Origin of the sequence: Duganella sp. BJB1802 (assembly GCF_013369445.1) — a bacterium.
GTDB classification, from domain to species: domain Bacteria; phylum Pseudomonadota; class Gammaproteobacteria; order Burkholderiales; family Burkholderiaceae_D; genus Rugamonas; species Rugamonas vulcania_A.
This window is the reverse complement of the sequence record NZ_JABWEF010000017.1, coordinates 119336-143364: the sequence shown is the minus strand read 5'-3', so window position 1 is coordinate 143364 and position 24029 is coordinate 119336. Positions and strand designations below refer to the sequence as shown.

Below are 24029 nucleotides of genomic sequence, written 5' to 3'. Positions count from 1 at the left end.
TACCATGATTCCCATGCCCTTTTCTTTCAGTGTTGCGGATCTGACGACAGGCAGCGGGCCGCTACCGGAATGCGCCCTATGAATTGCGCGACCAACGTAGTTACCGCTTCGGGCGCATCTTCAAGGCAGTAATGGCCCACGCCCGGCAGCGTATGCACCTCCGTGTTCGGGAATAGCCGCGGCGCCGGGCGTTTCGAATTGATGCGCGCCGGTCGCAAATCCCTTTGCCCGGCCGATCGCGCCCAGGCAATCGGCTGGCGCGGCGTAGTGCGCGGCATAGGCGCGCATCCAGCCGCTGTTTCGACTCTGCTTTCAGTATCCATTGAAACCACGGCGAGACCTGCGCTTTCGCGATCAGGCGGGAAGACAAATCGGGCTGCCCGAACGGAGTGGGGCCGTTGGCCGAGATGACGCGGGCGATGCGCTCTGGATGCCGAGCGGCCAGGCCCATGCCGACCGGACCGCCGAAATCGTGCATGAGCAGCGTGATCCCGCGCAGGTGCAGCCGGACGACGGCTGCGCGCACAGGATGGCCGTGTGTTGTCGCCTGAGGACGCGGTCATCGACCGCAACGGCATCGACGGCTGAACTGCGGCCTGGCGTTCGCCGTCAGGGATGCGGGTCGGTCGACAGCGAGTAGGGCGCGTCGGCCGGGGCGGTGGCGCGCTGCTTGTTCGGCTGGTTGGACATGTCGAAGTCCAGCACCGCGCCCTGCATCAGGCTCGCGTGGCTCAGCCAGTTCTTCGAGTAGGCCTTGCCGTCGACCTTGAGCGCGTTCACATAGCGCTTGCTGTCGCTGTTGGCCGGTGCGTTGATGACCACCGTCTTGCCGTTCTCCAGCCGCAGCGTGACCTTCTTGAACAGCGGCGCGCCGACCACGTACTGCGGCACCGCCGGCGTGACCGGGTAGAAGCCCAGCGCCGAGAATACATACCACGCGGAGGTCTGGCCGTTGTCCTCGTCGCCGCAGTAGCCGTCGGGCGTGGCCTTGTACAGGCGGTTCATGGTCTCGCGCGCCCAGTACTGCGTCTTCCACGGCGCGCCGGCGTAGCCGTACAGGTAGATCATGTGCTGGATAGGCTGGTTGCCATGCGCGTACTGGCCCATGTTCGCGATCTGCATTTCGCGAATTTCGTGGATTACTTCACCGTAGTAGCTCTCGTCGAAGGTCGGCGGCAGCGCGAACACCTGATCCAGCTTGGCGACGAACTTCTCGCGGCCGCCCATCAGGTCCACCAGCCCGTTCACGTCGTGGAACACGGACCAGGTGTAGTGCCAGCTGTTCCCCTCGGTGAAGGCGTCGCCCCATTTGAAGGGATTGAAGGGCGACTGGAAGCTGCCATCCTTGTTCTTGCCGCGCATGAGGCCCGTCTCCGGGTCGAACAGCTTCTTGTAGTTCATCGCCCGCTGCGCGTAGATGGCGATCTCCGACTGCGGCTTGCCGAGCGCCTTGCCCAACTGGTAGATGGTGAAGTCGTCGTACGCGTATTCCAGCGTGCGGGCGGCGTTCTCGTTGATCTTGACGTCGTATGGCACGTAGCCAAGTTCGTTGTAGTACTTGACGCCGGCGCGGCCGACGGCGCTCATCGGCCCTTCGTTGTCGGCGCCGTGCTTGAGCGCCTGCCACAGCGTTTCGATGTCGTAGCCGCGCAGCCCCTTGATGTAGGCGTCCGCCACCACCGAAGCCGAGTTATTGCCGATCATGACGTCGGCCAGGCCGGGGCTGGACCACTCGGGCAGCCAGCCGCTTTCCTTGTAGTCGTTGGCCAGGCCTGCCTGCATCTCGCGGTTGATCGACGGGTACATCAGGTTCAGGAAGGGATACAGCGCGCGGAAGGTGTCCCAGAAGCCGGTGCCGGCGAACATATAACCGGGCAGGATCTTGCCGTTGTAGGGACTCCAGTGCACCACCTGGTTGTTGGCGTCGATCTCGTACAGCTTATTCGGGAAGAACAGCATGCGATACAGGCTGGAATAGAAGGTGCGCGTCTGCTCGTCGCTGCCGCCTTCCACGCTGATGCGGCTCAGCGTCTTGTTCCAAACCTCCTTGCCTTTTTGCGCGGTGGTGTCGAAGCTGTCGGAGGCCAGTTCGCGCTTCAGGTTAAGCTCCGCCTGTTCCTCGCTGATGAAGGAGGAGGCCACGCGCATGCCGACCTTCTCGCCTTTTTCGGTCTTGAAGCCGACCACCGCGCCGCTATGGTCGCTGGCCAGTTCCATCACGTCGCCGGCCAGCTTGTCGCCGCTCCAGATGCGGGTGGAGGCGAAGGGCTTGTCGAAATAGATGACGAAGTAGTTTTTGAAGTTCTTCGGCAGCGGGCCGCGCGCGTAGCGCGTGCTGTAGCCGACGATCTTGCGTTCCGACGGAATCACCTTGATGTACGAGCCCTTGTCGTAGGCGTCCACCACCACGTAGGCCTGGTCGGTCTTGGGGAAGGTGAAGCGGAACTGCGCTGCGCGTTCGGTCGGTGCGATTTCGGTGGTCACGTCGGCGTCGGCCAGGTAGACGCTGTAGTAGTACGGCTTCGCCACTTCCGCCTTGTGCGAGAACCAGCTGGCGCGGTCGTCCTGCGTGAACTTGAGTTTTCCCGTCACGGGCATGATGGCGAACTGGCCGTAGTCGTTCATCCACGGCGAGGGTTGGTGTGTCTGCTTGAAGCCGCGGATCTTGTCGGCGTCGTAGGTGTAGGCCCAGCCGTTGCCCATCTTGCCGGTTTGCGGCGTCCAGAAGTTCATCCCCCACGGCATGGCGATGGCCGGGTAGGTATTGCCGTTCGAGAGTTCCGGCTTGCTGGCGGTGCCCATCAGGGGATTGATCAATTCGACCGGATCGGCGACGGGGGCGGCGGAAGCGGTCAACGCAAAGAAGAAAAGGGGCAGCGCGAGCGTGTGCAGTTTCATGTTGTGGACGACGGTGACGGGCGAAAATCTAGTGTAGCAGCTATGCCGTCGCCGGGAACCCGCGGGCCTTGGCGGCCGCCATGTTTAATGGCGCCGCACTAAACGAGGTGCGACAGCTACTGCGCCGTGATGACCACGGACGAGGGCGCGCTACTGAGTTTGCCATCGTCGACCACCAGCGTGGCGGTGTAGACGCCCGGCAGGTCGGCAAAGAAGGTCGGCGTGGCGACCTTGGAATTGAGCAGGGTCGCCGCGCTGCCGGTGGGCCTGGTCAGCGTCCAGGTGTAGCTGAGGATATCCTGGTCGGCATCGGTGCCGCTGCCGGCCAGCTTGATCGACGTGCCGGCGGCCACGCTTTGCGCGGGGCCGGCGGCGGCGACCGGTGCACGGTTAGCCTGCGCGACGTAGTCGCCGCCGCCACCGCAGGCGCTGAGCGTGAGCAGTAGCAGCAGCGCTGCGATGGGGTTGCGTCTCATGGTGATCTCTTTCTGGATCGATGGGGAGCCAAAAAGATATCACGGTGTTTAGTTCTTTTCTACGAATACCACGGCGCTGCGTGGCGGAATTGCAAACGTGCCGGAGGCCGCGTCGTATTTGGCTTCCAGGGCCACGCGTTTGTCCGCTGCGGCCATGTCGGTGTGGACCGGATGCAGCTGGTAGCGGTGGTTTTTTTCTTCCGCGATCGTCACGCGTTGCGCGACTTTGTCAACGTTGATCAGGTAGGTGATGGACTTGAAATTGGCGCCCGCGTAGCCCGCGCCGTCCAGGTGGGCGACGATCATGGTCGGCACTTGGCCGCCGCCGGTGTTGTGGAAGCGCAGGCGCTGCTTGATGTCCGCCGCCGTGCGCAGGCGGAACAGCGTGCTGCTGGCGCGGATCGCCAGCAGGTCGCGGAAGGCGTCGCGCGCGTAGGCGATGTCCTTCGGCGAAGGCTTGATGGCGGCGTTGCGCAGCAGGGGCTTGATCAGGGCGTAGTCCTTGCCGTTGTCCTCCGCGCGCGGCACGCCGGTGCCGTAGTAGTTGTCCTGGTAGCTCCAGTCGATGCGGTTGAACCAGTCGCCCGATTCGAAGCTGTTGCGGTCCAGCGATTTGGATCGCAGGATATCGAAGCCCGCGTGGAAGTAGGCCACGCCCTGGCTGAAGGCGTTGATGGCGGCGCCCAGCATCTGCACCTGCGCGCGTTCGGCGCTGGTGGTGGACTGCGGCAGCTTGAAGGCGTTGATGTCGTACAGGGTCTGATTGTCGTGGTTCTCGACGTAGTTGACCACTTCGCCCGGCTCGCTGGCGTAGCCGGCCGGCTGGTTGCCGCCGTAGACGATGTCCTGCAGCTGCCGCGTCTTGCCGTCCCATGTTTGCAGCGGGTAGCTGCGGATCGAGCCGGCCAGGCCGGCCTTGACCAGGTCCGATGCTTGCAGCAGGTCGCTGGCGGGGCGCTTGCCCGCTTGCGCGTTGGCGTCGTACACCAGGCCATTGATGTAGCCCTGCTGCGTGATCATCTGCACGCCGCTGTCGCCGGCGCCGCCGCCGCGCACGGCGTCGCGCGCGCGGTCGCTGAAGGTGCCGATGCCGCTGCCGTTCAGCGACAGCTGCGACGCCTGCACGAAGCGCGCGCCGTCGGCCACTTCGCCGAAGTTCCAGCCTTCGCCGATTAGGTTTATGTGTCGGCCGGTGGCGCGGTCGGCGCGGGCTTGCAGCTGTTCCATCGCGGCGCGCGGCTGGTGACCCATCAGGTCGAAGCGGAAGGAGTCGATCTTGTACTGCACCGCCCACTGTTCGACGGAGTCGATCATCAGCTTGGCCATCATCAGGTTTTCGGTGGCGGTGTTGTCGCAGCAGGTGGAGCGTTCGATCGCGCCCTTGTCGTTCAGGCGGTGGTAGTAGCCGGGCACCACGCGGTCCAGCACCGACTTCTCGTTCTGGCCGGCGATGAAGGTGTGGTTGTACACCACGTCCATGCCGACGCGCAGGCCGGTCTTGTGCAGCGCCTGCACCATCTGGCGGAACTCGATGATGCGCTTGGCGCCGTCGGCTGGATCGGTGGCGTAGCTGCCTTCCGGCGCGTTGTAGTGGTAAGGGTCGTAGCCCCAGTTGTAGCAGTCGGTGGACTGGGTCTTTGCGACCAGTGCTTGCGGCACTTCGCTGTCCGGTGGAAGACCGGCCGGGATGGCGGGCGTGACGCAGCCTTTTTCCGGCACGCTGCCGATGTCGAAGACCGGCAGCAGGTGGATGTCGGTCATGCCGGCCTTGCTGAGCGCCGCAAGGTGCTTCATGCCGTTGGAGCCGGCTTCGGTGAAGGCGGCGTACTTGCCGCGGTTGGCGGCGCTGACGGTGCTGTCGTTGATCGAGAAGTCGCGCACATGCAGTTCGTAGACCGTCATGTCGGATTGGGTGGCGATTTTTTTCGGGGCGGGGGTCTTGTCCCAGCCGGCGGGCTTCAGGTTGGCGGCGTTCAGGTCGGCGATGTAGCTGCGCTTTGAATCGGTGGTCAGGCTGATCGAGTATGGATCGGTGACGAGGTTGCGCACCAGGCCAGCCGACGGCGCCACCACGTCCACAAGATATTGGTAGTACTGGCCGGAGCGGTTGCCTTCAAGGTGCGCGGACCAGATGCCGGTGGCGTCGTCGCGCCGCATGGCGGTGAGGGCGGTGGCCTTGCCGGAACCGTCGGCGTAGGTGCACAGCGCCACGCGCTGCGCGGTCGGCGCCCACAGCTTGAAGTCGGTCCGCTTGTCCGCCCGCGCACCGGAGCCGCCGATACTGACGCCCAGATTCCGCGCCTTGGCAGCACCCGCGTACAAGTCATCGAGCGCGCCGGCGATTTGTAGCGTGGTGGCGTCGCGCACGGTGCCATCGTCGGCCTCGTGCACCAGCATGACCTGTTGCCTCAATACGCTACCGAGGCGCGCCGCATCGGCGGAGGCCAACGCCAGCACCGCGCCGTTGCCGACGAACTTGAAGCGCTGCGCGACGTCGGCCGGCAAGCCGCCATCGAAGCGCATCAACGCCAGCGCGCCATCCGCGCCGGACACGCGCGCGCCGGGCGCCGCGTGCAGCGAGGCGGAAGCGGAGTGATAAAGTTTGAATGTGCCGCCGACCGCATCGGCGCCCGGCCATTTGATCAACTGGCGATTGAGCCAATAGGCCCGCGCATCGGCGGCGACGGCTGGATGCAAGACAGTGGCGAAAGGCCCATCGCAAGCGGCAAGCGTCGCCGCATCGGCGGCAGCGGCCGCCGCACAGCTCAACGCCAGCGCACCGCCAACAGAAACCCCGGCCACCCGCCGCCACACTCCAAGATGCTTACCGCCCATATCGCCGCCTCCAAAACTATAGATTTAGGTAGTGCGGCTACAAAAAACCAGCAAGTACCCGTGTATTTGCCGGTTATGGTAATCCAAAACCTGTAGTTTTGATACTTTGATTGGTGCTTAAGCGGCTTTCAGCGCGTCGCTGCGATAGTTGTCCACCATCTTGTAGCGTATCGCGTACAGCGCGAAGATGGCCGCGACCAGCAGCGCGAAGGCGGCGAAGAAGAACATCTGGAACGCGATCACGCCCATGCCGCTGCCTGCGATGTACGCGCTGACCGCGTCGTTCTTCACGCCCGCGTTGACGATCAACACCCACAGGTTGCCGACCGTGATGGCCAGGTACCAGAAGCTCAGGATGATGCCCTTCATCGGCGCCGGCGCCTGGCTGTAGGCGAACTCCAGTCCCGTCGCCGACACCAGCACCTCGCCCAGCGTCAGCAGCGCATACGGCAGCAGCTGCCACAGGATGGACACCTTGTCGCCCGCATCCATCTGCAGCTGGATGGCGCCGATCACGATCCACGACACGCCCGCCAGCGCGATGCCCATGCCCATGCGGCGCAGCGGCGTCGGCGTGATGCCGATGAAGCGCATGATCGGATACAGCGCCAGGTTGTTGAACGGGATCAGCAGCATCACCAGGATCGGATTGACTGCCTGCATCTGCGCCGGCAGCAGCGTGAACTCCCAGCCGAAGATGTGCAGCAGCGGGCTCTCCATCGCGTTGGCCTGCACGATCCAGGTCGACGCCTTCTGGTCGAACAGCGAGTGGAACGGCGTGACCATCGCGAACACGATCAGCACGCGCAGCACGGCGCGCACGCCTTCCACCGCTTCGTCGCTGTGCAGGCCGCGCGCGCGGTCCAGCTGCATCGACACGCCGATGCCGCCGAACGCCAGCACCAACACCAGCGCCAGGCAGGCGGCGATGACGAAGCCCCATTGCGGCGTCATGCACAGCGACGCCACCGCGCCCAGCGCGCCGATGCCGGCCACCACCAGGCCGGGCCGCGATTGGCCGGGCTGCTTGCTCATCAGCGCGGTGCGGGCCACGCTGCTGAAGGAGTTCGGGTTCGGCGCGGCCGGCGGCACGTGGATGTACTTGCGCTTGCCGAGCCAGAACACCAGTGTGGCGACCGCCATCAGGATGCCGGGGATGCCGAAGGCGACGGCCGGGCCGTAGTCGCGCAGGAACAGCGGCATCAGCAGCGAGGCGAAGAAGGAGCCGAAGTTGATGATCCAGTAGAAGGCGTCATACACCGCTTTGGCGCGGTTCTTGTTGGTCTGGTCGAACTGGTCGCCGACAAACGCCGCCACCAGCGGCTTGATGCCGCCCGAGCCGAACGCGATCAGGAACAGGCCGAAGTAAAAGCCCTTGAGGTTGTCCTCGAATATCGCCAGGCAGGCGTGGCCGGCCACGTAGATCAGGCTGAACCAGAACACGGTGTTGTACTTGCCGAACCAGCGGTCGGCCAGCCAGCCGCCCAGCAGCGGGAAGAAGTAGACGCCGATGACGAAGGTGTGGAACACGTGCTTGGCCTCGCTGGCGCGGTCGGCCAGCGGCACGAACAGCAGCAGGGTGCTGAGCAGGAACGGCGTCAGGATGTTGCGCATGCCGTAGAAGCTGAAGCGTTCGCAGCCTTCGTTGGCGATGATGTAAGGGATTTGCCGGGGCATAGGCCCGTTGCCGGTATTGCTCACTATCTCTCTCTCCTGAGTGTGTAGTTTGACTACTATTTTTATCCGGCGAATTTTTGTAAAAATACGCAAGATATTGATTTTTAAGGATTAATTGTAATAATCCGCTACCGGGCCATGGATTGAAAATTCCACTACCGTGATGTATATTGTCTACAAACCTATATCCAGTGTCGCCACCCCAGGATTTTCTTATGACCAAACAACTTACACAAGTTTCTCCGCACGCCCAGGATTGGTATCGCGAGGCGATCATCTACCAGGTCTACCCGCGCAGCTTCAACGATACCAACGGCGACGGCATTGGAGATATACCTGGCATTACCGAAAAGCTGGACTATATCGCATCGCTGGGCGTGGACATCGTTTGGATCTCCCCTTATTTCAAGTCGCCGATGAAGGACTTCGGCTACGACATCTCCGACTACTGCGACGTCGATCCGATGTTCGGCACGCTGGCCGACTTCGACGCCATGATCGCTAAGGCGCACGGCCTGGGACTGAAGATCATGATCGACCAGGTGATGGCCCACACGGCCGAGGAGCACGCGTGGTTCAAGGAGAGCCGCTCCAGCCGCGACAATCCCAAGGCCGACTGGTACGTCTGGTCCGACCCCGCGCCGGACGGCAACCCGCCCAACAACTGGATGTCGGTGTTCGGCGGCTCGTCGTGGCAGTGGGACACGCGCCGCCGTCAATACTATTTACACAATTTCCTGGTCAGCCAGCCGCAGCTCAACTTCCACAACCCGCAAGTGCAGCAGGCGCACCTGGACGCGCTGCGTTTCTGGCTGGAGCGCGGCGTCGACGGCATCCGCCTGGACGCGTGCAACTTCCACTTCCACGACTTGGAGCTGCGCAGCAATCCGCCGGCCGTCAACCGCGACACCGCCACCGTCTCGGACGTCAACCCGTACGGCATGCAGGCGCACATCTACGACAAGAGCCGCCCGGAGAACCTGGCGTTCCTGCGCAAGCTGCGCACGCTGCTGGATGAATACAAGGCGGTCGCCATCGGCGAAGTGGGCGCCGACGATTCGCTGGCCGTCATGGCCGAGTACACCGCCGACGGCGACAAGCTGCAGATGGCCTACAGCTTCAACCTGCTGGTGCCGACCTGCTCGTCGCACTACATCCGCAAGCAGGTCGAGAATTTCGAGGCGCGCGTCAAGGGCGGCTGGGCTTCCTGGTCGGTCGGCAACCACGACGTGCAGCGCGTGGCGACCCGCTGGGGCGGCCCGTCCGCGCCGGTGGCGTTCGCCAAGATGATCCTGGCGATGCAGCTCTCGCTCAAGGGTACGCCGTGCCTGTACCAGGGCGACGAGCTGGCCTTCGCCGAGGCGGACGTGCCGTTCGAGCTGCTGCAGGACCCGTACGGCATCACCTTCTGGCCGGAGTTCAAGGGCCGTGACGGCTGCCGCACGCCGATGGCGTGGACCACCGGCGCCAACGGCGGCTTCACCGAAGGCAAGCCGTGGCTGCCGGTATCGCCGGACCACCTGGCCAAGGCGGCCTCGGTGCAGGAGGGCGACGCCGCGTCGTCGCTGGAGTTCACCCGCAAGTTCATCGCGTGGCGGCGCAAGCTGCCGCAGTTGACGCGCGGCGCCATCCAGTTCTTCGACACGCCCGAGCCGGTGCTGGCGCTGCGCCGCGACGCCGAGGGCGAGCGCGGCATCATCGCCGTGTTCAACCTGGGCGCGGAGCCGGTCCGCTGCGCGCTGCCGCAGGCGGTGGGCGCCGAGCAGATGGAGGGCTATGGCCTGCCGGGCACGGTCGTCAACGGCCAGGTGGAGCTGCCGGCCTTCGGCGCGTGGTTCGGCTACGCCGCGTAGCGTGGCGGGAGAGGGGAATTTGCACCAGTTTCCTTCTTAACATCGCGTATTTCGGGTATGCTTCCGCCAACTGTTTTGACTGAATCGACGATGAAACAAGCTGAAGTGGATCAAAAACTGAATCGCACCGCCTTTGCCGACGGCCCGCGCCTGCTGGCCGACATCGGCGCCACCCACGCCCGCTTCGCGCTGCAGACCGCGCCCGGCGAGTTCCGCGCGGTGCGGGTGCTCAAGTGCGACGACTACACCGACATCGTCGCGATGCTGCGCTCCTACCTGGCGGACCACGCCGACATCACGCTGAACCACGCGGCGCTGGCGGTGGCCAACCCGGTCAGCGGCGACCATGTGCGTATGACCAACCGCGACTGGGAATTCTCCACCGACGAAGTGCGCCGCGCGCTGGGCCTGCACACGCTGCTGGTGGTGAACGACTTCACCGCGCTGGCGATGTCGCTGCCGGGCCTGAAGCCGGCCGATTTGATGCAGGTGGGCGGCGGCAAGCCGGCCTCCAATTCCGTCATCGGCGTGCTGGGGCCGGGCACCGGCCTGGGCGTGTCGGGCGTGATCCCGACCGTGGACGGTTTCGTCACGCTTGGATCGGAAGGCGGCCACACCAACTTCGCGCCGGCCGACGAGCGCGAATATTCGATTTTGCAGTACGCGTGGCAGACCTGGTCGCACGTGTCGACCGAGCGCCTGATTTCCGGCCCCGGCATGGAGATCATCTACCGCGCCATCGCCAAGCGCAACGGGCGCCAGGTGCGCGACCTGACCTCGCAGGAGATCATGGCCGGCGCGCTGACCGACAAGGATCCGCTGTGCCTGGAGGTGCTGGAGTGCTTCTGCGCCATGCTGGGCGGCGCCACCGCCAACCTGGCCGTGACCTTGGGCGCGTTCGGCGGCATGTTCATCGGCGGCGGCATCGTGCCGCGCATGGGCGAGTGGTTCGCCTCGTCGCCGTTCCGCGCGCGCTTTGAGGCGAAGGGGCGCTTCACCAGCTACCTGTCGGAGATTCCGACGTATGTGATCACCACGCCGAATCCGGCGTTTTATGGCGTGGCGACGATCCTGTCCGAACACCTGCGCGGACGCAGCGGCGCCAACACGCTGATGGAGCGCGTGCAGCATCTGCAGCACGAGCTGACGCCGGCCGAGCAGCGCGTGGCGCAGCTGGTGCTGGAGCAGCCGCGCCTGGTGTTGAACGAGCCGATCGCCGACATCGCGCGCCTGGCCGAAGTGAGCCAGCCGACCGTGATCCGCTTCTGCCGTTCGCTGGGCTTCCTGGGCCTGGCCGATTTCAAGTTGAAGTTCGCCAGCAGTTTGACCGGTGCGATTCCGGTGCGACACAGCCAGGTGCGCGTCAGCGACAGCACGCATGATTTGAGCGCCAAGGTAATCGATAATACTGTTTCCGCGATTCTGAAATTCCGCGACCAGCTGGATGTGCGTTCGCTGGACAAGGCGATCGCGCTGGTGGCCAAGGCCAAGCGGGTCGAGTTCTACGCGATGGGCAATTCGCGCGTGGTGGCGCTGGACGGGCAGCACAAGTTCTTCCGCTTCCGCATTCCGACCGCGGCGTATGGCGACTCGCACTTGCTGACGCTGGCAGCCGAGTTGTTGAATCCGGGCGACGTGGTGATCGCCATCTCCAATTCCGGCAAGCTGCCGGACCTGCTGCAGGCCGTGGACGCGGCGCGGGCGGCGGGGGCGGACGTCATCGCCATCACGTCGAGCAACTCGCCGCTGGCCAAGAAAGCCAGCGTGTGCCTGGCGGTCGATCACAGCGAGGACAGCACGACGTTCCTGTCGATGATCTCGCGCATCCTGCAACTGCTGCTGATCGACATCCTGTCGGTAGGCATCTCGCTGGACGCGCAAAACTCGCGCTTGGTGGTCGAACACAAAGCCAGCACCGGCGACGCCGACAACCGCCGCCTGCTGATCTCCCACCTCGACAGCTAAACCCTGGGGTCAAGTCTGACATTCGGACACGAGCTCTTCGGTAATACGATTGTACGATTGGGGTCAAGTCTGACATTCGGACACGAGCTCTGCCTTAGGCGCGCGCCTACGGCAGAGCTCGTGTCCGAATGTCAGACTTGACCCCAACGTACTCCCTTCCTCATGACGGCGCCGTTCCGCTTCCTGCGCATATTCCTGCTGCTGCGCCTGGTTCAGGCCCGCGCTGCATAAAAAAGTCCTTGAACTCTTCCGTAAACAAGTTAAGATATATCTCAACAAGTTATATCTTAACTTGTTATATCGTAAGGAGAGACAAATGTTTAGATTTTTACATCACCAACACCGCCATCACGCCATGCATGGCGACCATCACCACCATCGCGGCGGCGGCGGGCGCGGCCGTGGGCCGAAGATGTTCGACGCCGGCGCCATGCGCTATGTCGTGTTGCACCTGATCGCCGAAAAGCCGCGCCACGGCTACGAGATCATCAAGGCGCTGGAACAGCTGTCCGGCGGCGGCTACACGCCCAGCCCCGGCGCGATCTACCCGCTGCTGTCGATGATGCTCGACATGGGCCATGTCTCGGCCACAGCCGACGGCAACAAGAAGCTGCACACCATCACGCCCGAAGGCGAGGCCTTCCTGGCCGAGAACCGCCAGTTCGTCGATGTCATCCTGGCACGGCTGGCCGAGCCGTCCGAAGGCCGCGTCGACCTGCGCCTGGCGATGCACGAGCTCAAGGCCGCCGTGATCGACAAGGCCCACGGTCCCGGCGCCAGCGACCAGCGCGCCGCGCAAATCCGCGCTATCCTGCAGCGTGCGGTCGACGACGTGCGGCAGCTGGACTAATCCAACCAAGCCCAACACATGACAACAATAACCATCCCCCTGCCGCCGGCGCGCGAGCGCATCGTGCTCTGGCTGCTGGCGCTGACCCAGTTCACCGTCATCATGGACTTCATGGTGATGATGCCGCTGGCGCCGCAGCTGATGCGCGCGTTTGCCATCACGCCGGCCGCCGTGTCCGGCGCGGTGTCGGCCTATGCCTGGTGCGCCGGCCTGTCCGGCCTGCTGGCCTCGATGTACATCGACCGCTTCGACCGCAAGCGCCTGCTGCTGGCGATGTTCGCGCTGTTCACGCTGTCCAACCTGGCCTGCGCGGTCGCCCCGAACTTCCACGTGCTGGTGCTGTCGCGCGCCTTCGCCGGCCTGACCGGCGGCGTGCTGGGCTCGATCATCATGGCCATCATCGGCGACCTCATCCCGGTCGAGCGCCGTGGCGCCGCCACCGGCGTCGTGATGACCTCGTTCAGCCTGGCCGCCGTGGCCGGCGTGCCGACCGGCGTGATGCTGGCCGCGCACTACGGCTGGGCCTCGCCGTTCTACCTGCTGGTGCTGCTGTCGCTGCTGATCTGGGCCGGCGCCTGGCGCGTGCTGCCGCCGCTGGCCGGCCACCTGACCCGTCCGGTGCCGCTGTCCGAGGTGCTGCCCAACCTGATCGGCCTGTACCGCGTGGGCGGCCACCTGAAAGCCTTCCTGCTGTCGGGCGTGAACATGATGACGGGCATGCTGGTGATCCCCTTCATCTCGCCCATGCTGGTCGAGAACATCGGCGTGCTGCCGGTGGAGATCACCTGGGTCTACCTGGCCGGCGGCGTGGCCACGCTGTTCAGCGCGCGCATGATCGGCAAGTGGTCGGACCGCGCCGGCGCGCAGCGCGTGTACCGCTACATCGCGCTGTTCTCCATCCTGCCCATCATGTTCATGACGCACATGCCAGTGATCCCGCTGGCGGCGGTGATGCTGTTCTTCCCGTTCTTCATGATGGCCGTATCGGGCCGCAACATCCCGATGCAGGCGCTGATGACGACGGTGCCGGAGCCGGCCCGGCGCGGCGCCTTCCTCAGCTCGAATTCGGCGATCCAGCAGGTGGGCAGCGGCGTCGGCGCGCTGGCGGGCGGATGGATGTTGCACACCGATGCGGCCGGCCATATCGCCGGCTACGGCCTGAACGGCTGGATCGCCGCCGGGCTGACGCTGTTCTCGGTGCTGTGGGTGGGGCAGGTGGGCGCGGCCGCGAAGGCCGTGCCGGTGGGGGAGCGGAAGGTCGCTTAACCGTCGATGCTGGTGCGCTTGGCCGGGTGTTTTTCACGGCGCCAGCGCGCCAGGCTGATCACCTCGTCGGTGCTGGCGTCTTCCACCAGGATCTCGTCGTCGCTGGACGAGACCAGGAAGCTTTCCCAGCGCTGCGCCGCGTCGCTGCTGTTTTCCACAAAGCTGAACTGCCAGTAGCTCTTGCCGTTCAACAGACGCGGGGCCGGGTCGTATTCGATCAGGGCGCCGTGCGATTTGCCGCCGGAATTCTTCTCCACGATGGCCGACCAGGCTTGCAGTTCGGGCAGCGCCATCAGGGCCGCCGCGGCCTGTTCCTTGCTGCGCAGGTGCTTGGCTTCGGCCGGGGTGGACGGCGCGGCACTGGCGGCCGCGCGCGGCGCCACCGCGACCGGCGCGGAGCTCGCCGCCGGGGCCGAACTGCTGGCGCTGGCCGGATGCTTGGCCTGGGCCGGCATGACCTGCGATTCGGCCGGTGTCATGGCGGAAAAATAGACACCCCCGCCCAGCAGCAGCGCACCGGCGACGGCGCCTGCAATGAACAGATTTCGGGTGGACGGGGTGCGAGATTCCATATACATGCATGCCTGGATTGTTTGTTGCGGTCATACTAAACCAAAGGCATCCAAGGGGCAACTTTTACCGGCCTCGGCAGGGGCTTGCCTATACCATTTTGGTATTAGTCCAGCGAGATAATTCATTGGAGCCGGGGCGGCCTTTTTCGTACCATGTTGGCAGCGTCAGCAAAGGGATCGCATAGTGGACAAAAAAATACTGGGAGTGGACTGGGGCACGAGCAATCGGCGCGCCTATCTGGTCGATCAACACGGCGCCTGCCTGGCCGAACACGAGGACGGCCTGGGCATGCTGGCGGTCGGCGGACGCGAGCGTTTCAGCGGCGCGCTGGCCGGCCTGCTGGAGACCATGGACGTGGGCCGCGAGGTGCCGGTGATCATGTCCGGCATGGTCGGCAGCGCCTCCGGCTGGCAGGAAGTGCCTTACCTGGACAGTTCCGTGCCGCTGCGCGAGCTGCCCTCCCACCTGGCGCCGGTGGCCGACGCCGACTGGGCCGGCCGCTGCCACATCGTGCCCGGCTATTGCCATCGCGACGGCGGCGCGGTCGACGTCATGCGCGGCGAGGAAACCCAGTTGCTGGGCGCGGTCGCGCTCGGCCATCGCGACGGCTGGCTGGTCCTGCCCGGCACCCACAGCAAATGGGTGCTGCTGCGCGATGGCTTGATCCAGTCGATGTCCACCTACATGACCGGCGAACTGTTCGCCATGCTGTCGGCCGGCGGCACCTTGTCGTCGATGATGGGCGGCGACGCCTCCGACGTCGAGGGCTATGCCATCGGCCTGGCCCAGGCCCGCCGCAACGAGCCGCTGTCGAACACGCTGTTCCGCGTGCGGGCCGGCGTGGTCTCGCGCAGCGCCCCGGCGGCGCAGGCGCCGGCCGTGGTCAGCGGCCTGCTGATCGGCGCCGAATTCGCCGCCGCCACCCGCGCGCTGGAAGCCAGCGGCGGGGCGGCCAACATCACCGTCATCGGCTCGCCGGCGCTGGCCGTCCGCTACGCGGTGGCCGCCGATCACTTCGGGCTGCGCTGCGACGTGCTCGATCCGCATCGCGTGTACTGCACCGCGATCTCCCAATTCTTCCCACAGGCTTGATCATGACTCCATCCCATCCCACCATTCCCCTGGTCGCCATCCTGCGCGGCCTGCAGCCTGCGGAGGCGGTCGCGGTCGGCAAGGTGCTGCACCAGGCCGGCTTCCGCGCGCTGGAGGTGCCGCTCAACCGTCCCGGCGCCCTCGAATGCATCGCCTCGCTGGTCAAGGAGCAGCTGCCGGACACGCTGGTCGGCGGCGGCACCATGCTCAACGTCGGCCACGTCGAGGCCGTGTATGAGGCGGGCGGACGCCTGCTGGTCTCGCCGAACTGCAATCCGGCCGCCATCCGTCGCGCCGCCGACCTGGGCATGTACTGCGCGCCCGGCGTCGCCACGCCGACCGAGGCCTTCGCCGCGCTGGACGCCGGCGCCCACGCGCTCAAGCTGTTCCCGGCCGATGTGGTCGGCCACAACGGCCTGAAGGCGTTCAACAGCGTCGTTCCCGCCGGCACGCCGATGTGGCCGGTCGGCGGCATCACGCCCGACAATATGGAAGGCTGGGTGCGCGCCGGCGCCACCGGCTTCGGCATCGGCGGCCAGCTGTACACGCCGGGCGTCAGCCTCGATGAGCTGGGCCAGCGCGCCGCCGCCTATGTGGCCAAGTGGCGCGCTTTGTCAGTATGATGGTGGATTCCACACAGGGAGCGAAATCGATGAGCAAGCATGAAGTGCAATGTATCTGGGAAGCCGGCGCGCAGCTGGGCGAAGGTCCGTCGTGGGTGGCGGAGCAAAACCGGCTGTACTTCGTCGACCTGAAGAACCAGACGTTGCACGCGCTGGACGCCGGCAGCGGCCAGCGCCGCAGTTGGGCCATGCCCGACTACATCTGCTGGCTGATCGCGCGCCGCGACGGCGACGGTTTCATGGTCGGCCTGCGCGATGGTATCGCCCGCGTGTGGCTGGAGCCGGAACTGCGCATCGAATACCTGGCGCGCCCGTTCCCGGCCGGCAGCGCCCTGCGCATGAACGATGCCAAGGCCGACAGCGCCGGCCGCATCTGGGCCGGCTCCATGCACAACACCGACTACGCCCAGGCCATCGGCCAGCTGTTCCGGCTCGACACCGACCTGTCGCTGACGGTGGCGGACCAGGACTACCACATCTGCAACGGCCCGGCCTTCAGCCTGGACGGCGCCACCATGTACCACACCGACAGCTTTGAAGGCCGCACCTACGCCTATCCGCTGGCGGCCGACGGCACGCTGGGCGCGCCCCGCCTGTGGCGCCAGTTCGGCGACGGCGAAGGCTCGCCGGACGGCATGACGGTCGACAGCGAAGGCTGCGTCTGGATCGCGCAATGGGGCGGCGCCCGTGTCTGCCGCTACTCGGCCGACGGCGAACTGCTGGACACGATCCACGTACCGGCGCGCAATCCCGCCTCCTGCACCTTCGGCGGCGCCGACCTGAAGACGCTGTACATCACCACCGCGCGCGAGGACAACACGCCGGAGCAGCTCAAGGAATACCCGCTGACCGGCGCGCTGTTCGCCGTGCGGCTGGACGTGGCCGGCGTGCCGGCCGCGCGCTTCGGCCGATGATGAAGCGCCGGCTGGCGGCATTGTGCGGCCTGGCGTTCTGCCTGGCCGCGCGGTCCGCCACCTTCGCCAACGGCGCCGACGTCGGCTGGGTCAGCCAGCAGGAGTCCAGCGGCTATTCGTTCTACAACAGCAGCGGCGTCAAGACCGATCCCTTCGTGCTGCTGAAGAACCTGCAGGTCAACGCGATCCGCCTGCGCGTGTGGGTCAACCCCGGCGGCGGCTGGAACGACGGCGCGGACGTGCTGTACAAGGCCAAGCGCGCCGCCGCGCAAGGCCAGCGCATCCTGATCGACTTCCACTACAGCGACAGCTGGGCCGACCCCGGCCAGCAGACCAAGCCTGCCGCCTGGGCCAACCACACGCTGGCGCAGCTGAACAACGACGTCTACAGCCACACGCAGGGCATCCTCAACTACCTGAAGACCAACGGCATCACGGTCGAGTGGGTACAGGTCGGAAACGAGATCAACAGCGGCATGCTGTGGCCGGAAGGGAAGACCACCAGCTTCGCCAACCTGGCCGGGCTGATCAACAGCGGCTACAACGCCACCAAGGCGGTCTATCCGAACGCCAAGGTGATCCTGCACCTGGCCAACGGCTACGACAACGCCGTGTTCCGCTGGTTCTTCGACGGCGTGAAGGGCGCGGGCGCCAAGTGGGATGTGATCGGCATGTCGCACTATCCGCCGGCGTCGGACTGGGCCAACTACAACAACAAGATCTCGGCCAATATGTGGGACATGGTGTCGCGCTACGCCAGGCCGGTGATGGTGACCGAAGTGGGCATGGACTGGACCCAGGCGGCCACCAGCAAATCCATGCTGGCCGATTTGCTGGCCAAGACCAAGGCGCTGGGCTCGAATGGGCTGGGCGTGTTCTACTGGGAGCCGCAGGCCTATCCGGGCTGGCAGGGCTACACGATGGGCGCGCTCGACGCGAGCGGAAAATTCACCATCGCGCTCGATCCGTTTTAAGCAGGCTGTTAAAATCCGGGACTCGTCATCAATGGTCCCATCATGCAGAAACCGGTCATCCGCTATTTACACCTCACTCCCGACAGCGACCTTCCCGCGCTGGAAGGCCTGTCGCATTTCAAAGCCGTGCTGGTTGTCGAGGCCGACGTGGCGGAGATGACGATGTGGGAGATCAGCCGTTCCCTGATCGCCTCCGGCTGCGTCTACGCGCTGGTCTGGGGCAAGGACTGCGAGCAATGGCACGACGCCATCGACGACGCGTACCTGGAAGCCACGAACTACGAAGACGTTCCCGAAGAACAGCGTGTGATGTCGACGTGGCACGAGGACGAAGAGCTCAGCGAAGTCTTCTGGTTCGCCCGCCACCGCGCCGTGCATCCGGCGCACGACCTGCGCGAAACGCTGATCCTGCACATCGCCGAACAACCGCGCCGCGAAGAACTGGAAGCGGAGTACTGCGACGCCTGAGCAGGCGGGCGCACCTTTGAGTGCGATCATGCTGCATCCTTACGCCACATGCTTTTCTCTGGGGAGTACATCATCGAGAATTTGCCAAGAAATCTCTTTGATGCCATTGAACTATGAATCGGAGCGAGTCATGGACATACTTACCTATGTTGAGCGCGTACCTGAAAATACCGCGTTTTCTGTGATTTATTATTGCATTCGAGCGTTGGATCAGGCGGGCCTGCCGGAAGAGCAGCAGCGTGATATTTTTTTCGATGGGCCATCCAACCCCGCTACGCCGGAAGGCATCGAGCTGACCAAGACCATTTTGGCGGCCATCGAAGAAGCGGAGCATAAGCGCCTTGATGATCTGGACCGGAAGACTGCCGAAGCCTATATCCGAAATGCCGGCGACGCGATGGATACGCTGGTGCAACGGATGGAAGGATACGACGAGGCCAGGGGCAGGGAACTCTTGCGGAAGATGGAAGCCGCATCGCTGATCTCGCTGTAGCCTCCGCCGCCAACGCGCTTACTGCTTGACCAGCTCGACCCGGCGATTCTTTTCGCGTCCCGCCTCGGCGTCGTTCGAGGCCGCCGGCGCGTACGAGGCCACGCCCTTGGCGCTCAGCCGTTTGGCGTCGACCTTGTAATCGGCCGCCAGCACCTTGATCACCGACTCCGCCCGCTTCTGCGACAGCTCCAGGTTGTGCGCCAGCGCGCCCTGGTTGTCGGTGTGGCCGACCACGTACAGCTTCAGCTTGGCGTCCTGCTGCAACAGCTTGGCCATCTCCGCCAGCGCGGCCTTGGACTCGGGCTTGACGTCGGTCTTGTCGGTGTCGAAGAAGACGCCGTACACGGCCACCTTGCCGTCGGCCGCGATGCCCTTGGCCATGTCGGACGCGTTCATGTTGGCAGATACCTTCCCGCCTTCCATCGCCTTGGCCTCGACGATCTCGACGTAGATGCCGCCCAGCTTGTCCTGCACCGGAGCGACCGAATACACGGCCACGTGGACCAGCGACCCATCGGGACGCGTGCCCTTGGCCAGCAGGTAGCGTTCGTCGTCGCGGCCGTAGTTGAACGGCGCCCAGCTGGCCTCGCTGCCCTGGATGAAATGATCGCCGACGCGTTTGTCGAGGAAAAACTCGCCGAAGCCCTTGCCGCAGTTTTCCTTGGCGCAGGCGAACACGGTTTTCAGACCGGCCTTGTCCAGCGCCGCCTGGTAATTGCGCATCACCTCCAGCGCCGAGCGTTCGCGCGGGAAGTTGTAGGCCATGCGGGTGTACTTGCCCTCCAGTTGCAGCGCGTTCTCGAACGCCATCTGGCCGCCCTTGTTCTCGACGCGTTTACCTGCAGGCAGCATCACCTCGTCGAATTCCTTGAGGCCGTAGCCGACCATCTTCGATCCTTCAAAGCGCGACAGCAGCGGATGGTCCTTGCCGCCCTTGACGGTGTCCTGCGCCGGCATCTGGGCGTGGGCGGCGGCGCAAAGCAGCAGCGGAAGAAGGTGGTATGCGCGCATGGGAGTCCCATCTGAAGAAAGTTGAGGAACGTCGATTGTAGGGAGCGATTGTTTTTGAATCAACGTTAACTTTTCAATCGAATCACCGCTCCTTTGGCAATTGATGTACTTTCCACATTGCGTAAACCGTATACTTTCGGCAAGAACCTCGTGGAGATCAGATGAACCAACTCAAAATAACAGCGCTGACGCTGACAATGCTGGTGGCCGGCTGCGGCGGCGGCTCGACCGACACCACCCCGCCGGCGACGCAGAAATCGGCCCTCATTTCGGGCACGGTGACCGGTCTGGCGGCGGACACCACCCTGCTGCTGGTCAACAACGGCGCCGAGACCATCGCGGTCAAGGGCAGCGGCGGCTTCAAGTTCACCTATCCGGTGGCGTCCGGCGCGCCGTACAGCGTCGTGAAGTTCGCCGATCCGAACGGCGGCGTCTGCACCGTCGCCAACGGATCGGGCACGATCGCCCAGAATGCGGTCGATGTCGGCAACGTCGCCGTGACCTGCCAGCCTGCCGCGATCGGCTCGTTGCAATACCACGTGGGCGTGACCGTGTCGGGACTGGCGGCCGGCAATGCCGTCAGCTTCGCCGATGCCAATGGCAATATCCTGAAAGCCGGCGCGAATGGCCTGAGCGTGTTCGCGGCGTCGTATTCGCCGATGGAGCTGCACGGCGCCAGCTATGCGGTCACGGTGTCGGCCAACCCGACGGGGCAGACCTGCACGCTGACGAACAACGCCGGCACGAATAACAGCGGCACCGGCTTTGTCGACTTCATCAACGTCACCGCGCTCTGCAAATAGATTATGCCGTGTGCTGAGGTCCTAAGAGATCAGCGATATTCCTTGGTGTGCCAGATCCTCAAAATATAGATCAAGGAACCTTTGATCTCGTAGCGGATCTCATAGTGTTTAACCAGAATGCGGCGAACCTCGCGTAGACCGAACTCATGCAGGCGCTCACCGATTTGCGGATTGGTGAGCAAGCTGTCGGGCACCGCAACCAATGCAGCAATGGTCCGGCTGGCAGCTTGAGCATCTTTCCGACTCAAGAAGTCATGGAGCCGCTCCAGGTCGGACAGAGCTTTACTTGTCCAACGTAGCTTCATTATTTTGGCAACGGCAGATGACTTGTCGTTGCCAGACTCTTCGCCCATGCCTTGACATCGTCATGATCGACAAAGCGATTGGCGTCGACATCGTCGAGAGCTTCGAGCGTCAAGACCGTACGCACACTCGATTGGGTACCTGGTATTTGATGGCCGTCTATTTCTCGAAGCAGGGCTCGCAGCAGCACCCGCTTATCTGCCAAACTCAACAACTTAATGCTCTCTTCAATTTCACTGACGGTTACGGACATCATCGTCTCCCGAGGATTCAATCGGACACTTCATTGTAGACCTTGCCAGTCGCGATAAGTTCATTCAACTATCCAAATAAAAAAAGCCAGCCTCCGAAGAGGCTGGCTTTCCTGTGCAGCGAGGCTTATGCCGGCAATTACATCATGCCGTCCATGCCGCCCATGCCGCCCATGCCACCCATACCGCCCATGCCGCCGGCTGGTTTGTCTTCGGTGACTTCAGCGATCATGCAGTCGGTGGTCAGCATCAGGCCAGCGATCGAGGCTGCGTTTTGCAGTGCCGAACGGGTGACTTTGGCTGGGTCCAGAACGCCCATTTCAACCATGTCGCCGTAGGTGCCGTTGGCGGCGTTGTAACCGTAGTTACCTTTGCCAGCCAGAACCGCAGCAACCACTACCGACGCTTCTTCGCCGGCGTTTTGCACGATCATGCGCAGTGGCTCTTCCATCGCGCGCAGGACGATCTTGATGCCAGCTTCCTGGTCAGGATTGTCGCCTTTGACGTTCAGAGCGGCACGAGCGCGCAGCAGGGCTACGCCGCCGCCTGGCACGATGCCTTCTTCCACGGCAGCGCGGGTAGCGTGCAGTGCATCTTCAACGCGGGCTTTCTTCTCTTTCATTTCGACTTCGGTGGCTGCGCCAACCTTGATCACGGCAACGCCGCCGGCCAGCTTGGCCACGCGCTCTTGCAGTTTTTCACGGTCGTAGTCCGAGGTCGCTTCTTCGATCTGCACGCGGATTTGCTTGACGCGGCCTTCGATGCCTTCAGCACGGCCAGCACCGTCGATAACGATGGTGTTTTCCTTGCCGATTTCGATGCGCTTGGCCTGGCCCAGTTCTTCCAAGGTGATTTTTTCCAGGGTCATGCCGACTTCTTCAGCAACCACTTGACCGCCGGTCAGGATCGCGATGTCTTCCAGCATGGCCTTGCGACGGTCGCCGAAGCCTGGGGCCTTGACTGCGCAGGTTTTCAGGATGCCGCGGATGTTGTTCACAACCAGGGTGGCCAGTGCTTCGCCTTCGATGTCTTCCGCGATGATCAGCAGTGGACGGCCAGCCTTGGCGACTTGTTCCAGTACCGGCAGCAGGTCGCGGATGTTGGAGATCTTCTTGTCGCACAGCAGGACGAATGGATTGTCCAGAATCGCGACTTGCTTCTCTTGGTTGTTGATGAAGTATGGCGACAGGTAGCCGCGGTCGAACTGCATACCTTCAACGATGTCCAGCTCGTCGTTCAGCGACTTGCCGTCTTCCACGGTGATGACGCCTTCCTTGCCGACTTTTTCCATCGCTTCAGCGATACGGTCGCCGATCGACGAATCCGAGTTGGCGGAGATCGAACCAACCTGGGCGATTTCCTTGGTGGTGGTGCATGGACGGGCGATGATGGCGATCTGCTCGACGGTGGCGGCAACCGCCTTGTCGATGCCGCGCTTCAGGTCCATCGGGTTCATGCCGGCGGCAACGAACTTCATACCTTCGCGCACGATGGCTTGTGCCAGCACGGTCGCGGTGGTGGTGCCGTCGCCGGCGTTGTCGCTGGTGCGGGAAGCGACTTCCTTGACCATTTGCGCGCCCATGTTTTGCAGCTTGTCTTTCAGCTCGACTTCCTTGGCGACCGATACGCCGTCCTTGGTGACGGTCGGGGCGCCGAAGGAGCGCTCCAGCACAACGTTGCGGCCTTTAGGGCCCAGGGTGACTTTGACTGCGTTGGCCAGGACGTTGACGCCTTCAACCATTTTGGCGCGCGCTGCGTCGCCGAAAATTACTTCTTTAGCTGCCATGTTGTTTCTCCAGAATTAGGTGAGTACTAGTGCAAACGTGCGTGTCAATTATTTGACGACGATTGCCATGATGTCTTCTTCGCGCATGACCATCAGCTCCTGGCCATCGACCTTGACGGTCTGGCCGGCGTATTTGCCGAACAGGACACGGTCGCCCACTTTGACGTCCAGCGGACGGACTTTGCCATCTTCCAGAATCTTGCCATTGCCGACGGCGAGCACTTCGCCTTGATCCGGTTTTTCAGCAGCCGCATCAGGGATGATCAGGCCGGACGCAGTTTTGGTTTCCTGGTCGAGGCGTTTGACGATTACGCGATCGTTCAAAGGGCGAAGGTTCATACAAAACTCCTTAAATTAACAATGGAACAGTTTGTTGCCACACCAATAAGCTTGCTGTGGCGGAAAGTTTGGCCGAGAGCGCTGTTAGCACTCCCTTGGAACGAGTGCCAATTATAGGGACGACACTGCTGTATTTCAAGACGCAACACTTGTGCGTGCACAAATAAGCACAAAAATAATGTTGATACGTCCCTAAAAAGTAATGTTTACATATTGTGTATAGAAGTTGACAACGTCTATACAAGCTCCTAACATTGCAAGGCTGCAAATAGAGACTGTGTGAGATTTTTCAATATTCTTTTTTTAAGGACTATGGAAATGGCAGATCAAAAAGAGGCAAAACTGTTCGCATTCAAGCTGGCTGCGAAACAGGAGAACAAACCTGCGGAACAATGGAAAGTCCGCGACGGCGTTGCCGTGGCCGGCTGCACCGGTCCGGTCGACTTCGACAACTACCGCGACTACAACGAATTCACTCATCGCGGCGACAAGGGCATCTACTGCTAAGTACTGGCCCGCCAACGAAAGCCTTGCTCCGTCAGCAAGGCTTTTTTGTTTTACGCCCAGTCGCGGAGTCCT

At 63.4% G+C, this 24029-nt stretch carries 22 protein-coding genes and 1 pseudogene; 12 read left to right on the top strand and 11 right to left on the bottom strand.

Features of this window, described 5'->3' with window-relative positions:
* Nucleotides 1-26: 26 nt before the first annotated feature.
* The 5 genes and pseudogenes from HUX88_RS24335 to HUX88_RS24315 form a co-directional block, all read right to left on the bottom strand.
* Nucleotides 27-514, bottom strand: a pseudogene (locus HUX88_RS24335) (alpha/beta fold hydrolase); the annotation flags it as partial.
* A 95-nt stretch (nt 515-609) separates the two neighbouring features.
* A complete protein-coding gene (locus HUX88_RS24330; protein WP_176363435.1) occupies nt 610-2898 on the bottom strand; it encodes a GH92 family glycosyl hydrolase in 2289 nt (762 codons plus the stop codon).
* Between the two features lie 116 nt (nt 2899-3014).
* Entirely contained in the window at nt 3015-3374 is a 360-nt protein-coding gene (locus HUX88_RS24325) for a PKD domain-containing protein (protein WP_117011815.1), read from the bottom strand.
* 48 nt (nt 3375-3422) lie between these two features.
* Nucleotides 3423-6209, bottom strand: a complete 2787-nt coding sequence (gene pulA / locus HUX88_RS24320) for a pullulanase-type alpha-1,6-glucosidase (RefSeq protein WP_176363434.1) — start codon at nt 6207-6209, stop codon at nt 3423-3425.
* A 117-nt stretch (nt 6210-6326) separates the two neighbouring features.
* Entirely contained in the window at nt 6327-7886 is a 1560-nt protein-coding gene (locus HUX88_RS24315; protein WP_176363433.1) for an oligopeptide:H+ symporter, read from the bottom strand.
* Between the two features lie 215 nt (nt 7887-8101).
* Between HUX88_RS24315 and HUX88_RS24310 the strand changes: the two genes are divergently transcribed.
* The 4 genes from HUX88_RS24310 (at nt 8102) to HUX88_RS24295 (ending at nt 13820) form a co-directional block, all read left to right on the top strand.
* Complete coding sequence (locus HUX88_RS24310) at nt 8102-9739, top strand: alpha-amylase family glycosyl hydrolase (RefSeq protein ID WP_176363432.1); 1638 nt, start codon at nt 8102-8104, stop codon at nt 9737-9739.
* Between the two features lie 90 nt (nt 9740-9829).
* Nucleotides 9830-11704, top strand: coding sequence for a glucokinase (locus HUX88_RS24305; protein ID WP_176363431.1), 1875 nt, complete (start codon nt 9830-9832; stop codon nt 11702-11704).
* A 316-nt stretch (nt 11705-12020) separates the two neighbouring features.
* Nucleotides 12021-12554, top strand: coding sequence for a PadR family transcriptional regulator (locus HUX88_RS24300; protein ID WP_176363430.1), 534 nt, complete (start codon nt 12021-12023; stop codon nt 12552-12554).
* An 18-nt stretch (nt 12555-12572) separates the two neighbouring features.
* Nucleotides 12573-13820 carry an MFS transporter gene (locus HUX88_RS24295; protein ID WP_176363429.1) on the top strand — a complete coding sequence of 416 codons (1248 nt, stop codon included), beginning with the start codon at nt 12573-12575 and terminating at the stop codon, nt 13818-13820.
* Here HUX88_RS24295 and HUX88_RS32605 read toward each other — a convergent pair.
* The gene (locus HUX88_RS32605; protein WP_229213037.1) at nt 13817-14392 is read right to left on the bottom strand and encodes a hypothetical protein; all 576 of its coding nucleotides are present in this window, start codon (nt 14390-14392) and stop codon (nt 13817-13819) included. The two genes, HUX88_RS24295 and HUX88_RS32605, sit on opposite strands and share 4 nt — an antisense overlap.
* A 184-nt stretch (nt 14393-14576) precedes the next feature.
* Here HUX88_RS32605 and HUX88_RS24285 point away from each other — a divergent pair, with 184 nt between their 5' ends.
* From HUX88_RS24285 to HUX88_RS24260, 6 genes are all read left to right on the top strand, one after another.
* A complete protein-coding gene (locus tag HUX88_RS24285) occupies nt 14577-15485 on the top strand; it encodes a 2-dehydro-3-deoxygalactonokinase (RefSeq protein ID WP_176363428.1) in 909 nt (302 codons plus the stop codon).
* A 2-nt stretch (nt 15486-15487) separates the two neighbouring features.
* Complete coding sequence (locus HUX88_RS24280) at nt 15488-16108, top strand: 2-dehydro-3-deoxy-6-phosphogalactonate aldolase (RefSeq protein WP_176363427.1); 621 nt, start codon at nt 15488-15490, stop codon at nt 16106-16108.
* A 29-nt stretch (nt 16109-16137) separates the two neighbouring features.
* Nucleotides 16138-17022 (top strand): SMP-30/gluconolactonase/LRE family protein, encoded by an 885-nt coding sequence (locus tag HUX88_RS24275; protein ID WP_176363426.1) that lies wholly within the window; start codon nt 16138-16140, stop codon nt 17020-17022.
* On the top strand, nt 17019-17996 hold the full coding sequence (locus tag HUX88_RS24270; RefSeq protein WP_176363425.1) for a glycosyl hydrolase 53 family protein: 978 nt from the start codon (nt 17019-17021) through the stop codon (nt 17994-17996). Before HUX88_RS24275 ends, HUX88_RS24270 begins: the two co-directional genes overlap by 4 nt.
* 42 nt (nt 17997-18038) lie before the next feature.
* Nucleotides 18039-18464: a hypothetical protein gene (locus HUX88_RS24265; RefSeq protein WP_176363424.1), complete on the top strand. Its 426-nt coding sequence runs from the start codon at nt 18039-18041 to the stop codon at nt 18462-18464.
* 130 nt (nt 18465-18594) lie between these two features.
* On the top strand, nt 18595-18957 hold the full coding sequence (locus tag HUX88_RS24260; protein ID WP_161089844.1) for a hypothetical protein: 363 nt from the start codon (nt 18595-18597) through the stop codon (nt 18955-18957).
* Between the two features lie 18 nt (nt 18958-18975).
* Here the strand turns inward: HUX88_RS24260 and HUX88_RS24255 are convergent, their stop codons facing one another.
* Nucleotides 18976-19968, bottom strand: a complete 993-nt coding sequence (locus HUX88_RS24255; protein WP_117011802.1) for an OmpA family protein — start codon at nt 19966-19968, stop codon at nt 18976-18978.
* 161 nt (nt 19969-20129) lie between these two features.
* Between HUX88_RS24255 and HUX88_RS24250 the strand changes: the two genes are divergently transcribed.
* Nucleotides 20130-20771: a hypothetical protein gene (locus tag HUX88_RS24250; protein WP_176363423.1), complete on the top strand. Its 642-nt coding sequence runs from the start codon at nt 20130-20132 to the stop codon at nt 20769-20771.
* A gap of 29 nt (nt 20772-20800) precedes the next feature.
* Here the strand turns inward: HUX88_RS24250 and HUX88_RS24245 are convergent, their stop codons facing one another.
* The 4 genes from HUX88_RS24245 to groES all read right to left on the bottom strand — a co-directional run bounded on the left by HUX88_RS24245 (nt 20801) and on the right by groES (nt 23450).
* Nucleotides 20801-21076, bottom strand: a complete 276-nt coding sequence (locus HUX88_RS24245; protein WP_176363457.1) for a type II toxin-antitoxin system RelE/ParE family toxin — start codon at nt 21074-21076, stop codon at nt 20801-20803.
* Nucleotides 21076-21327 carry a hypothetical protein gene (locus HUX88_RS24240; protein WP_217916427.1) on the bottom strand — a complete coding sequence of 84 codons (252 nt, stop codon included), beginning with the start codon at nt 21325-21327 and terminating at the stop codon, nt 21076-21078. Before HUX88_RS24240 ends, HUX88_RS24245 begins: the two co-directional genes overlap by 1 nt.
* Nucleotides 21328-21464: 137 nt before the next feature.
* Nucleotides 21465-23111 carry a chaperonin GroEL gene (gene groL, locus HUX88_RS24235; protein WP_117011799.1) on the bottom strand — a complete coding sequence of 549 codons (1647 nt, stop codon included), beginning with the start codon at nt 23109-23111 and terminating at the stop codon, nt 21465-21467.
* Nucleotides 23112-23159: 48 nt separating this feature from the next.
* Nucleotides 23160-23450 (bottom strand): co-chaperone GroES, encoded by a 291-nt coding sequence (groES, locus tag HUX88_RS24230; RefSeq protein ID WP_008451606.1) that lies wholly within the window; start codon nt 23448-23450, stop codon nt 23160-23162.
* Between the two features lie 318 nt (nt 23451-23768).
* Between groES and HUX88_RS24225 the strand changes: the two genes are divergently transcribed.
* On the top strand, nt 23769-23957 hold the full coding sequence (locus HUX88_RS24225) for a hypothetical protein (RefSeq protein ID WP_117012132.1): 189 nt from the start codon (nt 23769-23771) through the stop codon (nt 23955-23957).
* The last annotated feature ends 72 nt before the right edge of the window (nt 23958-24029 follow it).

Bases quoted from the DNA above. Each gene is read 5' to 3' on its own strand.
- HUX88_RS24330 (WP_176363435.1), bottom strand. From the start codon at position 2,898: ATGAAACTGCACACGCTCGCGCTGCCCCTTTTCTTCTTTGCGTTGACC.
- HUX88_RS24325 (WP_117011815.1), bottom strand. From the start codon at position 3,374: ATGAGACGCAACCCCATCGCAGCGCTGCTGCTACTGCTCACGCTCAGC.
- pulA (WP_176363434.1), bottom strand. From the start codon at position 6,209: ATGGGCGGTAAGCATCTTGGAGTGTGGCGGCGGGTGGCCGGGGTTTCT.
- HUX88_RS24315 (WP_176363433.1), bottom strand. From the start codon at position 7,886: ATGCCCCGGCAAATCCCTTACATCATCGCCAACGAAGGCTGCGAACGC.
- HUX88_RS24310 (WP_176363432.1), top strand. From the start codon at position 8,102: ATGACCAAACAACTTACACAAGTTTCTCCGCACGCCCAGGATTGGTAT.
- HUX88_RS24305 (WP_176363431.1), top strand. From the start codon at position 9,830: ATGAAACAAGCTGAAGTGGATCAAAAACTGAATCGCACCGCCTTTGCC.
- HUX88_RS24300 (WP_176363430.1), top strand. From the start codon at position 12,021: ATGTTTAGATTTTTACATCACCAACACCGCCATCACGCCATGCATGGC.
- HUX88_RS24295 (WP_176363429.1), top strand. From the start codon at position 12,573: ATGACAACAATAACCATCCCCCTGCCGCCGGCGCGCGAGCGCATCGTG.
- HUX88_RS32605 (WP_229213037.1), bottom strand. From the start codon at position 14,392: ATGGAATCTCGCACCCCGTCCACCCGAAATCTGTTCATTGCAGGCGCC.
- HUX88_RS24280 (WP_176363427.1), top strand. From the start codon at position 15,488: ATGACTCCATCCCATCCCACCATTCCCCTGGTCGCCATCCTGCGCGGC.
- HUX88_RS24275 (WP_176363426.1), top strand. From the start codon at position 16,138: ATGAGCAAGCATGAAGTGCAATGTATCTGGGAAGCCGGCGCGCAGCTG.
- HUX88_RS24270 (WP_176363425.1), top strand. From the start codon at position 17,019: ATGATGAAGCGCCGGCTGGCGGCATTGTGCGGCCTGGCGTTCTGCCTG.
- HUX88_RS24265 (WP_176363424.1), top strand. From the start codon at position 18,039: ATGCAGAAACCGGTCATCCGCTATTTACACCTCACTCCCGACAGCGAC.
- HUX88_RS24260 (WP_161089844.1), top strand. From the start codon at position 18,595: ATGGACATACTTACCTATGTTGAGCGCGTACCTGAAAATACCGCGTTT.
- HUX88_RS24255 (WP_117011802.1), bottom strand. From the start codon at position 19,968: ATGCGCGCATACCACCTTCTTCCGCTGCTGCTTTGCGCCGCCGCCCAC.
- HUX88_RS24250 (WP_176363423.1), top strand. From the start codon at position 20,130: ATGAACCAACTCAAAATAACAGCGCTGACGCTGACAATGCTGGTGGCC.
- HUX88_RS24245 (WP_176363457.1), bottom strand. From the start codon at position 21,076: ATGAAGCTACGTTGGACAAGTAAAGCTCTGTCCGACCTGGAGCGGCTC.
- HUX88_RS24240 (WP_217916427.1), bottom strand. From the start codon at position 21,327: ATGTCCGTAACCGTCAGTGAAATTGAAGAGAGCATTAAGTTGTTGAGT.
- groL (WP_117011799.1), bottom strand. From the start codon at position 23,111: ATGGCAGCTAAAGAAGTAATTTTCGGCGACGCAGCGCGCGCCAAAATG.
- groES (WP_008451606.1), bottom strand. From the start codon at position 23,450: ATGAACCTTCGCCCTTTGAACGATCGCGTAATCGTCAAACGCCTCGAC.
- HUX88_RS24225 (WP_117012132.1), top strand. From the start codon at position 23,769: ATGGCAGATCAAAAAGAGGCAAAACTGTTCGCATTCAAGCTGGCTGCG.